Origin of the sequence: Actinoplanes sp. NPDC089786 (assembly GCF_040684855.1) — a bacterium.
Lineage (GTDB): Bacteria > Actinomycetota > Actinomycetes > Mycobacteriales > Micromonosporaceae > Actinoplanes.
The window spans coordinates 290682-304500 of the sequence record NZ_JBFBGU010000006.1; the positions used below are offsets into that span (position 1 = coordinate 290682).

General features: G+C 72.7%; 12 protein-coding genes. 4 read left to right on the forward strand and 8 right to left on the reverse strand.

Translation table 11 applies throughout. The annotated features are described in order from the left end of the window. Window positions 1–168: 168 nt before the first annotated feature. The 8 genes from AB0O15_RS21750 to AB0O15_RS21785 form a co-directional block, all read right to left on the reverse strand. On the reverse strand, window positions 169–2298 hold the full coding sequence (locus tag AB0O15_RS21750) for a hypothetical protein (protein ID WP_364321176.1): 2130 nt from the start codon (window positions 2296–2298) through the stop codon (window positions 169–171). Between the two features lie 87 nt (window positions 2299–2385). Then, entirely contained in the window at window positions 2386–3555 is a 1170-nt protein-coding gene (locus tag AB0O15_RS21755) for a glycosyltransferase family 4 protein (protein WP_364321179.1), read from the reverse strand. A 53-nt stretch (window positions 3556–3608) separates the two neighbouring features. Beyond that, window positions 3609–4271, reverse strand: coding sequence for a response regulator transcription factor (locus AB0O15_RS21760; protein ID WP_364321182.1), 663 nt, complete (start codon window positions 4269–4271; stop codon window positions 3609–3611). 3 nt (window positions 4272–4274) lie between these two features. Next, the gene (locus tag AB0O15_RS21765) at window positions 4275–4937 is read right to left on the reverse strand and encodes a class F sortase (protein ID WP_364321185.1); all 663 of its coding nucleotides are present in this window, start codon (window positions 4935–4937) and stop codon (window positions 4275–4277) included. Continuing rightward, window positions 4934–5587: a DUF4142 domain-containing protein gene (locus tag AB0O15_RS21770; protein WP_364321188.1), complete on the reverse strand. Its 654-nt coding sequence runs from the start codon at window positions 5585–5587 to the stop codon at window positions 4934–4936. The genes AB0O15_RS21765 and AB0O15_RS21770 overlap by 4 nt, the downstream gene beginning before the upstream one ends. A gap of 92 nt (window positions 5588–5679) precedes the next feature. Beyond that, window positions 5680–6273, reverse strand: a complete 594-nt coding sequence (locus tag AB0O15_RS21775; protein ID WP_364321191.1) for a LuxR C-terminal-related transcriptional regulator — start codon at window positions 6271–6273, stop codon at window positions 5680–5682. Beyond that, window positions 6273–7154 carry a hypothetical protein gene (locus tag AB0O15_RS21780; RefSeq protein WP_364321194.1) on the reverse strand — a complete coding sequence of 294 codons (882 nt, stop codon included), beginning with the start codon at window positions 7152–7154 and terminating at the stop codon, window positions 6273–6275. Before AB0O15_RS21780 ends, AB0O15_RS21775 begins: the two co-directional genes overlap by 1 nt. 419 nt (window positions 7155–7573) lie before the next feature. Next, on the reverse strand, window positions 7574–8914 hold the full coding sequence (locus AB0O15_RS21785; RefSeq protein ID WP_364321197.1) for a BTAD domain-containing putative transcriptional regulator: 1341 nt from the start codon (window positions 8912–8914) through the stop codon (window positions 7574–7576). Between the two features lie 71 nt (window positions 8915–8985). On the opposite strand from AB0O15_RS21785, the gene AB0O15_RS21790 reads away from it, so the two are divergent. The 4 genes from AB0O15_RS21790 to AB0O15_RS21805 are packed head-to-tail and all read left to right on the forward strand — an operon-like array spanning window position 8986 to window position 13817. Next, entirely contained in the window at window positions 8986–9645 is a 660-nt protein-coding gene (locus AB0O15_RS21790) for a response regulator transcription factor (RefSeq protein ID WP_364321316.1), read from the forward strand. After that, entirely contained in the window at window positions 9642–10898 is a 1257-nt protein-coding gene (locus tag AB0O15_RS21795; protein ID WP_364321200.1) for a HAMP domain-containing sensor histidine kinase, read from the forward strand. Before AB0O15_RS21790 ends, AB0O15_RS21795 begins: the two co-directional genes overlap by 4 nt. 55 nt (window positions 10899–10953) lie before the next feature. Continuing rightward, complete coding sequence (locus AB0O15_RS21800) at window positions 10954–12873, forward strand: fibronectin type III domain-containing protein (RefSeq protein WP_364321203.1); 1920 nt, start codon at window positions 10954–10956, stop codon at window positions 12871–12873. Next, the gene (locus AB0O15_RS21805) at window positions 12867–13817 is read left to right on the forward strand and encodes a MoxR family ATPase (RefSeq protein ID WP_364321206.1); all 951 of its coding nucleotides are present in this window, start codon (window positions 12867–12869) and stop codon (window positions 13815–13817) included. The genes AB0O15_RS21800 and AB0O15_RS21805 overlap by 7 nt, the downstream gene beginning before the upstream one ends. Window positions 13818–13819 lie beyond the last annotated feature (2 nt).

Genomic DNA, 13819 nt, shown 5'->3' on the forward strand with positions numbered 1-13819 from the left:
ATCAGCCGCGAGGCCGCCGGGAAGCTCGGCAATGCGAAGCACACTGCCCATCTTGAAAAACTGATCAGTCAGGCAAAGCACCAGGCCGAGTAGTTGTATGAGCATTCTCGCTCGGTGGCATGAATGAGGGGCGGGGGATACCCCTCCGCCCCTCAGTCGTTCAGTGCGTCAGTTGGTGACGGTTACCGCCTGGGCCAGCGCGATCGCGCCGGTCGAGGAGACCACGCTGACCGTGCGGATGGTGCCCGGCGCCGGGCCGGTGACCCGGACGCTCCACGCGCCGACGGCGTCGACCGTGGCCGCCGTGCCGATGGTGCGGCCGGTGAGTGTGCTGCCCAGGACCACCTGCACCCGCTGGCCGGCGAGCAGGCTGTTGGTGCCGGAGATCCGCCATTCGTTGTTGCCGGTGCGGTAGCGGGTGGTGATGCCGCCGGTGAAGTTGTCCGTGGACGGGCGCACGATGACCTGGTCGGTGGCGATGCCGGCGGGGTTGCGTACGGTCAGCTCCAAGGTGACCGGCGCGTTGTTGTAGGCGAACGCCGGGTTGGGGCCGGGTGTTGCCGGCAGCGCCTGCACCGGGTAGGTGAAGGTGGGGCGGGCGCTGGTCGCGCCGGTCAGGGTCACCGCGGGCCCGGACACCTGCCGCCACGAGTAGGTCTCGACCGCCTTGGAGCGGCTGCCGTCGAGGGCCACCGCCCGGCCGCGGACCACGGTCTGGTCGACGCCGGCGTCGGCCGTGGGGGTCTGCACGTCGATCACCTGCGTTGTCACCGTCACCGGGGGGCTGACGCCGCCGGGGCCGGTCACCACCAGGGTGAAGGCGTAGGTGCCGACCCCGGCGGGCACGAACGTCGCGGTCGCCTGGTCGGCGCCGGTGAGCGTCACCTCGGGGCCGGCGACCTGGGTCCAGGCGTACGAGTCGATCTGGCCCGTGGAACCGGTGCCGTCCAGCTGCACGTTCTGGCCGACCACGACCGGGTTGCCGGTGGTCGCCGCCGCGACGGGACGGTCGGGCAGGAACAGCCGCCCGGTGCCGGTCAGCATGGCCGTGGCCGAGCCGCCGCCCGAGGACCGCACCGTGATCGACGGCGGGGGCGCCTGCACGCCGGTGAACGGTGAGCCGGTGATCGGGCCGAAACCGTCGGCGGTGAGTACGCCGGGACTGGCGTCGCCGTCCGACGAGGTGGCGGCCACCTTCAGCCGGCCGTTGTCGGCGTTGTACTCGACGTCCGTGATGCGTACGACGTCGATCAGCTTCGCCGTCTTGTGCGCCACCGGCCGGTCGCTGTTGTTCACCACCTCGACGGTCGCGCCGTCCGGCACCGAGTTCGTCACCGGGAAGCGGCCGTAGTACCGGCCGTTCACGCCGCGCAGCCGGGTGCCGCGGAAGCCGAGCGCCGGGTTGCTGACGACCTCGACGGCCTGGCCGGGCTCGCTGGTGGCGAAGACCTCGATGAAGCCGGCGCCGTCCGCGTCGGTGGTGTACGTGGCCCGGTCGATGTCGACGCCGGCGTTGGTGGCCATCCGGCCCTGGACGCTGAACAGGTCGTTGAAGCCGACCTGGCCGATGACCCCGCCGGTGGCCGGGTCGAGCTGCTCGATCCGGACGAAGTTCGTGTTGTACGGGCTGCCGGTGATCTTGTGGTCGACGCCCGGGTCACCGGTGTAGCCCGCCGGGGCGGCCGGGAGCACGGCCGGGTCCCACTTCAGGAACGGGCCGATCCGGCTGTTCAGGGCCTGTCCGAAGGCGAGCGGCGTGGTGCCGATGTCCTCGGTCATGTTGACGCCCCGGTCGGTCGCCACGATGTCGTCGATGCCGTACGGGTGGGTGATCCGGAACCGCTGACCCTCCGGCGCGGCGAACCGGATGCGGACCCGGCCGAACACCATCTGGTCGCCGTCGACCACCTCCTCGCCGGCCCAGGCGCCCTCGAGGTCCATGCCGATCGTCGCGCGTACGCCGTTGGTCAGCGTCGCCGTCGAGCCGGCCAGCTGGTAGAAGAACTCGCCGGGGAAGTTGTCCGGGTACGAGACCGGCTCGTCCGGGTTCGGCACCTCGTCCAGCAGCACCGGGCACAGCGGGTCGTCCGCGGTGACGCAGGCCTCCAGGCGGAGGTTGTTGCTGTCGCGGTACCAGGCCGGGAAGCCGTGTTCGGCAGTCGGGCCGACCTGCGCCAGCCTTCCGGTCCGCGGGGTGGACGGGGTGACGACGACGGCCGAGGCGGTGGTGGCGACCGGGGCGATGACCGCCACCATCACGCCGCAGGTGAGGCCGAGACGGCTGAGCGTTCTCCTCATGGGACTCCTATCGGGGTCAGCACAGAGGGGAAGATTCGGACACGCTCCAGTGGCCCGGCTCATGCCTTCCTGAATGAAAGCTGAGTGCTACCGATCTTTCGCCAGTTCCGCGAAGAAACGTTCCCAGTGGGCGGATACCGACGGCATCGAGAACGGCTCGCTGCTCGTCAACGCCGCGGCGCCCATGGCCCGCAGCCGCTCCGGGTCCTCGATCAGCTCGCACAGCGCCGCGGCCAGGGCGTCCACGTCCTCCGGGGGCACCAGGCGGCCGTTGACGCCGTCCTCGATGACCTCCCGCGGGCCGGTCGGGCAGTCGTACGCGACCGCCGGCAGCCCCTGGGTCATCGCCTCCAGCAGCACCATCGGCAGCCCCTCGAAGCGGGAGCTCAGAACGTAGATCGAGGCGGCGGCCAGCTCCTGGTCGAGCTTGCGGGTGATGCCGGGCATGCGTACCGAATCGCTCATCTCCAGTTCCTCGGCCCGGGCGATGAGCTTCTCGCGGTCGGGGCCGTTGCCGAAGATCGCCAGCCGCCACTCGGGGTGTTTGGCGTGCACCGCCGCCCACGCCTCGACCAGCAGGTCGAAGCCCTTCTGCCGGGAGAACCGGCCGGCCGCGACGACCACCTTGGCGTCCGGCGACGAACCGGGCTCGGCGGCCGGCGGGATGCCGTTGGGCACCTGCTCGAGCCGTACCCGGTCGCCCAGCGCGGCCCGCCAGTCGGCCAGGTCGTGCTGGGTCAGCACGGCGACCGCGTCCAGCCGGGGATAGCCGCGGACGAGTTCCTTGCGCAGCCTCGGCCGGTAGGTGCCCAGGTTCATGTGGTCCTGGCCGATCCGGATCAGCCGGCGTGGGGCGCCCCAGGCGGCGAGCAGGTTCAGGCCGGGCCGGGTGGTGATGAGCACACCGTCCCGTTCGCGCCGGAAATACCGGATCACGGCCAGGTCGAGCATCGGATCGAAGCGCTTGAACCGGTAGTCCCGGCCGTGCGGCAGGAAGTTGCGGAGGCGACGGGTCTTGCGCCAGAAGCGCGAGTTCCCGCCGGGCGGGTCGGTGAAGCGGGAGCCGTCGTCGCGCAGGCCGGTCAGCGAGACCAGGTTCACCCTCGGGTCGATGGCGAACACCGGCTGCGCCCGGGTCTGCAGCACGCTGGCAATCTCGACGTCGTGCTCGGCGCACAGGGCGTTGGCCTGATTGATGACCGTGCGAATGGTTCCGCCGGCGCCGTAGGCGTTGTTGAGCACGTACCGAATTCTCACCGGCCACACGATAGCGGCCAGATGCACAGCCGGTTGACCGCGGCCGAGCGCGCTCAATTCGCCCGGATCAGGTAGCCGACGCCTCGCACCGTGTGCAGCACGGCCGGCTTGCCGAGCTTGCCGCGCAGCTGGGCGACCAGCACGTCGAGCACGTTCGAGGCCGGCGGCACCAGCTCGTCCCAGGCCGCGGCGATCAGCACGGCCCGCGGCACCGGCCGACCGGCCGCCCGCACGAGACGTTCCAGGACCACGAACTGCTTCGCGGTCAACGTCAGCGGGCGGCCGTCGCGGCTGGCCTCGTACCGCTCGGGGTCGATCTCGATGCCCGCGAACCGCACTGTGACCGGCGCCGGGCGGTCACCCGCCCACCGGCACAGCTTGCGCACCCGGACCACCAGCTCGGCCGTCGCGAACGGCTTGCTCAGGTAGTCGTCGCCCCAGGCGAGGCCCTCGACCCGGTCGGTGGTGTCGCCGCGTCCGGTGAGGAACAACACCGGCACGGTCCACCCGTCCCGCCGGCGCCGCGCCACGTAGTCGAGCGAGTCGCCGGTCGGCAGCATCCGGTCGAAGACCGCGCAGTCGTACACGTTCACGCTCAGGGCCAGATCGACCTCGGGCAGGTCACCGGCGGTGTCCACAGCGAAACCGGCGACACGCAACGAGGAGTCGACAGCGATCCGGAGATTCTCGTCGTCCTCGGTGACCAGTACCCGCACGCTCTACATATTGCCGGTTCCCAGCGGTTCCGCATAAACCACGACGTTGTGGCTGTACACGCCGTTGTGGAAGGTGCCGCCGCAGGTGATCAGGACCAGCCGCGGCGAGGAGTCGGTCCGGTAGAGATCCGCGGGCAGCCGCTGTTTGACGTAGCTGCGCCGGGCCACCGCGCGGTACGTGATCACCCGGTCGCCGGCGCGGACGTCGATGCGGGCGCCCATGCTGAGCCTCTCCAGCCGGAACAGCGCGCCGGCGCCGTCCCGGGCGGTGTCGACGTGGCCGGCGAGCAGGACGGTGCCCTTCGGCGTGCCCGGCGCCGCGGAACCGATCCACCAGCCGAGCCGATCGGGATCCTCGGGCACGGCCAGCGAGCGGTCCGGGCGTACCCCCGCGGGATCGACCGGCGCGTCCACCCGCAACGCGCCGATCGTCACCCGGGTGGGCACCGCCCAGGCCGATGCACTCTTTCCGGGCCCGTTCCCGGGAACAGGCCCGGATACAGGCCCGGGCGCGGCCTCCGACGGTGTGCTCAGCCGTAGCGCCGGAGGTGGGCCCACGGCGGCCGGCGGACGGCTCGACTCGACACCGAGCAGAACGCCGCCGGCCACCGTGAGCAGTCCGGCCGCCAGAGCCGTCCAGCCGGCCAGGCGCCGGTTCACGGTCATCGGTAGGCGGGCCGGCGCCGCAGCAGCAGGGCCGCGGCGCAGACGAGCAGCACCAGGCCGCCGCCGACCAGCCCGAAGACCGGGGCGGTGAACCAGTCGCTCGCCGCCGCCCCGCCGGTCCCGGTGCCGATCGTGTCGGGAACGCCCAGCTCACGGGCGGCGCCGGAGAGCGCGTCATGATGTGAGGCGATCACCGGAGCGGCGTCCTGGGCGACCTTCTTCGCCTGGGCGTCGCTGCCGCGGGCGATCTCGGTACGCCCGGCCGCCATGGCCGCCATGTGCGCTTCCATCTGGGTGGACACGAAGAGCGCGTCGAAGTCGTCGCCGGACGTGGCCGCGTACCGCTTGGCGACCGCCTGCTGCTTCGAGTTGGGTGTGGACGGCAGGTCGACCCCGAGCGCCTCGGCGGCCTCCCGCACGGCGGCGTCGAGCTTCGTGTGGTCGGTGACGAAGCGTTCCCCGAGGTCCTTGACCTCCTGGCTGGCGCCCTTCTGCTGGGCCAGCTTGCCACCGGCGATCTCCGCGAGGTTGGACTGGTGTGCCGACTTCAGGAAGGCGGTGTCCTGGTCGGAGGGAGCGGCCTGGGCGGCGGCGGGCTGCAGGAGCAGCAGTCCGGCCACGCCCAGGGCCGCGGCGACACGCTTGAACATGATGGTTGTCCTTTCATCCGTCTCTGACGCGGGGCGCATACCCATGGCCTCCGGGGTCATGCCAGAAAGGACGCAGAAATCGACGCAACTTGTCAGGCGGTCCGCGCGAGCAGGCCGCGGTCGGCCGCCTTGAGACCCGCCTGGAACCGGCTGCGGGCGCCCAGGCGGATCATGATCGCCGCCATCATCCGGCGGACCGTCCGCACCGAGATCCCCAGGCGGGCCGCCGCCGACTCGTCGGTGCAGCCCGCGCTCAGCAACGCGAGCAGCTCGCGCTCCCGGACGTTCAGCCCGGCGCCGTTGGTCACCTCGCACGGGGTCAGCGGGGCGGCCGACGCCCACAGCTGCTCGAACAGCGCCACCACCGTGCCGACCACGCTGGGCAGGCGCACCATCGCCCCCGGCAGCATGGCCAGCGCACCGTCCACAACGGTCGCTTCGGTGGGAACGACCGGCACCGTGCGTACCTCGGCCCCAGCCGGAGCGAGCCGCCCCAACCGCAACGCCAGCACGGGGTTGTCCCGCACCGCGTCCGGCAGCAGAATCCGGTAGCGCACACCGCGCCGCAGGTTGTCGTGGTCGGCCCGCCGCAGCGGCGCGCTCCGGTCGAGCGCCACCAGCACCTCACGGGTGGCCGTGGCCAGTGCCGCGTCGATTCCGGCGTGGGGCATGACGTGGACGGTCATCAGAGCAGTCCTCCGATCGGCAGCGAGGCGAGGACGGCGGGTCCGTGCCGCCCGTCCAGCCTTTCCAGGCTTGTGACTTCGGTCATCCGGCGCGCGGCGCGTTCCGCGGCCCGGGCTTCGGGGGCGGCGACCCGGACGACCCCGGTGCCGTCCGGCCGCAACGCGACCGTGACCGCGGCCTCCCGCCCCTCCGCGAGCAGCCGTTCCATCACGGCGAGGCTGCCGTTCGCCAGGCGGAACGTGATCTGGGTGATCGACCCCGACCGCCAGTGCCGCCAGGTCTCCCGCGACGGCCCGGCATGCGCCAGCCCGCGCACGGCCGCCTCGACCTCCCGCCCCGTCAGCAGCGCGAACTCCTTGCGCACCCGCCGGACCACGTTGTCGAGCGGAACGCGCAGCTGCTCGTCCGTGGCGGTCTCGGCATCGCGGCGCACGGTGATCGCGAGCCAGGCGCCCGGCCCCGCTTGACGCGGGCCGCGATGACCGATCAGCTGCAGATCGGCGCCGGCTTCGAGGGTGGGAAAGGCGAATTCAGATGTACGCACGACGACCGTCATGCCTTCCGCTGAGACGAGCACGCCGGCCGAGGTGAGCGTGGAGTCCCGGGGGAGCGGCAGGTGCTCGCCGGGCCACTCCTTCGACCGGGCCGCGAAGGCCAGCCACCGGACGGCGACCGTGGAGAGCCACTCGCCGCGCATCCGGCCGGCGCTCAGCCCAAGCGTGAGCGCGGCCAGCGTGCCGAAGGCGACGGCGCCGGCCGGACCCTGTCCCGTGGCGACGAAGGCGAGCACGAACGCGACCTGCCACGCGGCGATCCGCAACACCGGCAACGCAGCCAGCCGCCGAGCGCCGGCCGTCGCCTCGGGCGCCGGTGTCGTCACGCGCTCGCGTGTGGCCGGCAGGTCACGTGGCGTCGTGCGATTCCGCGGGGTCGCCCGGTCCAGGGGTGCCGTGTGGTCGCGTGGCAGCGTCCAGTCGCGTGGGTCCGTGCGGTCCTGTGGCGACGGCGAAAGAAGTCGATCTTGGCGGCCGCCGCCTCCCCCGCCCGGGTCACTGGGTGGGCCGGAAGGTAGCCGCGGGGTACGACGATTTTCGTCGGCTGTCCACAGGCGCGGCGGAGCAGTCGCTCCTGTGGACGGGGCGGCCGGCAACGTGGCAGCTCCGAGCGTTGCCGGAGGCGGCGACGTGGCAGCTCCGAGTGTGGCAGGAGCCGACCGCGTGGCAGTTTCGGGCGCGGCGGGAGCCGGCGGCTCAGGTGCGGCCGGACGGCGGGCCGCCGTCACCACAAAACGGGCCGTTGTCATACCGCCGCCCTCCGCTGCATCGCCGGGGCGGTCGCCGCGAGCAGCAGCGCGCCCGGGTTGCCCCGCCCGGCCGCGATCCCGGCCGGATTCGGGTGGGTGGCCGACGCCGCCGCGTAGAGCGACTTCGCCGCCGTGGGGCTGAGCGGATGCAGCGGGATGCGGGTGGCGCCGTCGAGGTGGCCGGCCAGGGATCGGGCCGTGACCAGGGTCAGGCTGCCCGGTGTGGCGGGGAGCAGCGGCCACACCTGGTCCCTGGTCAGGGCGTCGTCGAGGACCAGCAGGATGCGCCGGCCGGCCACCGACGAGCGCCACAGGGAGGCCCGCTCGTCGAGGTCGGGCGGGATCCGGAGAAGGGACAGGCCGAGGCCGCGGAGCAGCCGGTCGAGCAGGGCGCCGGCCGGCTGTCGCATGTGGACGAAGAACTGGCCGTCGGGGAAGTTCGGGGCCAGCTGGTGGGCAGCATGCACGGCCAGGGCGGTCTTGCCGATGCCGGGTGGGCCGGTGAGCAGGACGAGGGGGGCGGGGGCGGTCGCGGCCCGGCGGATGTGGGCGATCTCCGGCGCCCGGCCGATCAGGCGCACGTCGCGCGGCAGTTCGCGTCGGGGTGAGACGTCGGTCAGGGGCGGGGCGAGCGAGTGGGACGCCGCGGCCAGGACCGGGCCCGGTGTCACGCCGAGCTCGCTGCGCAGGATCTCGGCGGCGCGGCGGGCGGCCAGCAGCGCCTCGGTCCGCTGGCCGGCGGCGGTCAGCGCGCGGACCAGCAGCGCCCAGGCCGGTTCGCGGAGCGGGGCCTCGGACGTGACTTCGCGCAGCGTACCCACCGCGTTGGTGTGGTCGCCCAGCTCGAGCTGCACCTCGGCGAGCTGTTCGCTCAGCTCGAGCCGCAGCTCGGTCAGGGCGAGCGCCGCCGACGCCGCCGGCTCGACACCGCAGTAGGGGCGGCCGCGCCACAGCGACAGCGCCTCGCGGAGCAGCGGGAGCCGGGCCGGCGGCGGAGCGGCGAGGGCGGAGGCGCCGAGCGAGCGGGCCCGGTCGGCGTCCACCTCGCCGGGGGCGACCCGCAGCCGGTAGGCGTCGGCGCGGCGGTCGATGCGGCCGGCACCGTCCAGATCGGGCAGCAGGCGGCGGAGCTGCCACACGTACGTCTTCAGGTTGGCCGACGCCGACGCGGGCATGGCCGCTCCCGGCCAGGTCGCCTCGGCGAGCTGATCCACCGTGACCCACGCGTTAGGCTGCTGCAGCAGCGTGGCCAGCACGGTCGCCGGTTTGCCCGCGCCGAGCTGATGCACCGCCGCGGGCGTGTGCAGCTCGATCGGACCGAGGATGCGAAACAGCATGGGGCTACCATCCGCCGGCGCGCATGAAGTTCCGATGACACATCCCAGGGGAGGCGCGGCGGGTGCGGGTGATGGTGGTCGAGGACGACGACGACCTGCGGCTGGCGGTGACGACCGAGCTGGCCGGGGCCGGTCTGGAGGTGGCGCAGGCGGGGGACATCGCCGCCGCGGACGAGATCCTCTCGCGCCAGGGAACGGACTGCGTCGTGTTCGACCGGATGCTGCCGGACGGTGACGCGATCAACTACGTGCACCGGCGGCGGCAGGAGGGGTGGGCCGTCCCGGTGCTGTTCCTGACCGCCCGGGACACGATCGCCGACCTGGTGGCGGGCTTCGAGCACGGTGGCGACGACTATCTGGTCAAGCCGTTCGCGGTGGCCGAGATGACGGCCCGGGTGCTGACCCTGTGCCGCCGTGGGGGCTCGGGCCGGCCGTCGGTGCTGCGGCACGCCGACCTGGAGCTCGACTCGGCCCGCCGGCAGGTGCGCCGGGCCGGTGTCCTGCTCGGGCTGACCAGCAAGGAGTACGCCGTCCTGGAGTTCCTGATGAGCCGGGCCGGGTCGGCGGTGAGCCGGACCGATCTGATCGAGCACTGCTGGGACGCCAACGCCGACCCGATGTCGAACGTGGTCGACGTGGTGATCAAGCGGCTGCGCGGGAAGCTCGGCGAGCCGGAGCTGCTGCACACCGTACGCGGGCGGGGTTATCGGATCGGGGGTGACGCCCCGTGACCGGCGCGTCGGTGCTGGACCAGTTGCGCGGGCTGCCCGGCCGGCTCGCCCTGTGGGTGACGCTGATCTGCGCGGTGGGCTATCTGATCTGCGCCGCGTTGCTGGTCCGGTCGGACACCGAGCTGCGCGAGATCCGGATGGACGGCCTGCTCAGCCGGGTCACCGGCAGCGTGTCGCGGCTGGTGCACGACAACGAGGACGGCACGGTCGACACCCAGTCGCTGCCCGATGACCCGCTGAGCGAGAACTGCCCGGAGTTCGCGGTGCTGCCCGGTCCCACCGAGACGTTCACCGCCTTCCGGAGCGAGCGCGACTGTGTGCCGGTGCCCGACGAGGTCATGCAGCGCCTGGCCCGGGCGGCGGTGGCGACCGGCCGGATCCAGACGGGCTACGAGACCGTCGACGGCCGGCTGATCCGGGTGTACGCCGAGCCGTTCCGCTTCAAGACCGGCAAGTATGCCGGCGCCGTGGTCGCCATGTGGGACCCGTCGGCCGAGCTGGCCGAGCACCGGGAGCTGACCCTCTATCTGCTCGGCGGCGGCATCCTGCTGCTGGGCGGCGTCGGGGTCGCGTCGTTCCTGCTGGCGACCCGGGCGATCCGGCCGGCCGCGGTGGCCCTGGAGCAGCAGGAGGCGTTGCTGGCCGACACCGCGCACGATCTGCGTACGCCCACCGCGGCCCTGCGCGCCCTGGCCGAGGCCGCGGTGGCCAACCCGCAGGACCGCGCCGAGCTGCTGCCCCGGACGGTCGAGCTGGCCCGCCGGATGGGCACCATCGTCGAGGGGGTGCTGATGCGCGCCCGGCTGGCGGCCGGTGTGGAGCCGATGGTGATCGAGCCGGTGTGGCTGGACCAACTGGTCGCGGCCGTGGTCGAGGAGACGCCGACCGGCGAGGCCACGGTCACGGTGACCACGGCGCCGACCAAGGTGCGGGCCGACGCGGGCCTGATGCAGCGGGCGGTGGGCAACCTGCTGGAGAACGCGCTGCGGCACGGCCGGGTCGAGGGCAAGCCGGCGGTCGTCCAGGTGACCGTGGCCGGTGGCCGGGTGATCGTGGCCGACCAGGGTCCGGGCATCGATCCGGCGATGGCCAAGGAGACGTTCGAGCGGTTCAAGAGCCACGGCGGGTCGAACGGGCTGGGTCTGGCCATCGTGCGCTGGGTGGCCCAGTCGCACGGTGGCACGCTGCGGGTCTTCAACGCCGACCGGGGCGGGGCGATCTTCGAGTTGTCGTTGCCCACGACCGGTGATTGACCGCGATGTATCCGTAATGGACCGATCATGTACACCTTCTTCTATGCTCGCGAGAGTGACGAGCCGACTTCTTCGCGTGTTGCGGCCGCGCCGTGGTGGGCGCCTGCCGCTGATCCTGCTCGCCCTCGTCGTGGCGGCCGGGGTGACCGCGGCCGTCACCGACGCCTCCGCCTCCTCCGGCGGCCTCCGGTTCGCCCAGCTCGGGCACTGGATCGCCCAGCCCAAGGAGAACACGGTCTTCCACGTGAACGGCAACGGCGCGGTGGACGCCAAGTTCCGGGCGGAAGGCATGGACTCCGAAGACACCCAGGTGGTCCAGGGCGACACGGCCGGGTACGTGCTCGGCGGCAACCGCGCCGTGCGCTTCGGCAAGTCCACGCTCGAGGTCGAAGAGGGCTACAAGCTGCAGGCCCCGGCTAACGGCGAGGAGCCGGTGGCGCTGGAGGCCAAGGGCGGCCCCTACTACGTCTATCCGGAGCAGGGGCGGATCGTCCGCTTCGGTGGCGACGACCCGGTCACCATCCCGGCCGGTCCCGGCGGTCCGCTCGGCACCCCCGTGGTCACCCCGGACGGCACCCTGTGGCTTCAGCACCGCGACTCGAACGGGCTGTGTCTCCTGACGCCGGAGGCGGAGCAGGTGGATTGCCGGGCGAGCGCGCCGGCCGGACACGCCGGCTCGCTGACCGTGGTCGGCAAGCAGGCCGTCTTCGTGGACACCGACGCCGACACGTTCACCCCGGTCGACGGCAACGGGCTGGGCCGCCCGGTCCGGATCGGCCGCGACCTGCCCGCCGACGCCAAGATCGCGACGGCTGACATGTCCGGCCGGGTGGCCGTGCTCGATCCGGGCGCCAGTCAGATGCACATCGTCGACGCCACCGGCCTCGGCCAGGGCCGGGTGGCGGCCGACATCTCGGTGACGCTGCCGCCGGGCAAGTACGAGACGCCGGTCGCGGGGCGCGACGCGGTGGTCCTGCTCGACAACCAGGGCAAATCGGTCCGCACGTTCGACCGGGACGGCCGGCAGCAGCGTGAGGGCCTCCTGCCGAAGGACAAGCAGACGACCCGGCTGTCCCGCGGCGAGGACCAGCGGGTGTACGTCGAGGGCAGCCAGGGCGACCAGGTGTACGTGGTCGGCGACCGCGGCCGGCTCGACAAGGTGACGCCGCCCGCCCCGGCCGGCAAGGACGACCGGCGGCCGGTGCCGCCGCCGGGCGAGACGACCCCGCCGGCCAACCCCGGCCCGACGGTGAACGGGCCGACGCAGCAGTCCGCCAACCGGCCGCGCAACCAGGGCACCACGACGACGCCGCCGAACCGTCCGACCGGGCGGACGCAGAACCAGGCGCCGGCCGACCCACCGCCGAACCGGCCGACGCCGCAGAGGACGACCACCACCAACCCGCCGTCACCACCGGGCCTGCCGCCGGGGCTGCGGGCCACGGTGTCCGGCGGGAACATCCGGGTGTCCTGGGGGGCGGCGAAGGAGAACGGCTCGGCCGTCACCGGTTATCGGGTGACCTGGTCGGGCGGGTCGAGCGGCAGCCGCACGGTCGGCCGGAACACCCGGTCGACCACGCTCAGCGGGCTGACCCGGGCCAAGAATTACAAGATCACGGTGGCGGCGCAGAACGCGGCCGGGCGCGGGACGGCCGCCTCGACGAGGGTGCTGCTGCCGGCCGCCGCCACGTCGAGATCGGTGAGGGTGTCGCGGGGCGGGGGGACCACACACAGCCCCGACTGCAATCGGCCCGACTGCGCCTGGATCAAGACCGAGATCCGAGGTTTCCCGCCCAACTCCAGCATGGACATCGACATCTACTCGTCGAGGTGGGGAAGATTCAACGGCGTCAAGCTGACGACGAATGAGAAGGGCTATCTGATGGTGGACGACCGTTTCGCGTACAACGGTTCGGGCGGAACGATCTGGGCGACCGTCAACGGCGTCTCCTCCAACCGCCTCTCGTCGTGGTAGCGGCGAGCGCCGCCGAGATCGCCGCGGCGATCTCGGCCAACGTCCGTGAGGTCATCAAGGGCAAGGACGAGCTGGTCCGGCTGGCCGTGGCCGGGCTGCTGGCCGAGGGGCACCTGCTCATCGAGGACGTTCCCGGCCTGGGCAAGACCACGCTGGCCCGGGCGATGGCGCGCAGCATCGGCGGCAAGTGGAGCCGGATCCAGTTCACCCCCGACCTGCTGCCCAGCGACATCACCGGGGTGACCGTCTACCGCCAGCGGGAGGAGACGTTCGCCTTCCACCCGGGCGCGGTGTTCGCCAACGTGGTGGTGGCCGACGAGATCAACCGCGGCACCCCCAAGACCCAGTCGGCGCTGCTCGAGGTGCTGGAGGAGCGGCGGGTCACGGTGGACGGCGAGTCGCACGAGGTGCCGCGCCCGTTCCTGGTCGTCGCCACCCAGAACCCGATCGAGCTGGAAGGCACCTACCGCCTGCCCGAGGCCCAGCTCGACCGCTTCCTGATGCGGCTGTCGGTGGGCTATCCCGACCGCGAGTCCGAGGTGGGCGTGGTGCTGGGCAGCGCGGCGGGCGCGAGCGCCGACGACCTCTCGGCGGTCGTCGACACGGCCGCGCTGCGGAAGGCGATCGATGAGGTACGCGGACAGCACGTCGACCCGGCGGTGGCCGACTACGCCGTACGCCTCTCCGAAGCCACCCGCGACCACGCCGCCCTGCGCTACGGCGCCAGCGTCCGGGGCAGCATCGCGCTGGTCCGGGCGGCTCGGGCGATCGCCGCGATCGACGGCCGCAGCTATGTCACCCCGGACGACATCAAGGACGTGGCCGTGCCGGTGCTGGGCCACCGCCTGATCCGCACCGCCGAGGCCGAGCTCAACCTGCGCAGCACCGACGGAATCGTGGCCGAGGTGCTGGCCGCGGTGCCGGTGCCGACCGCGAGCGCCTGACC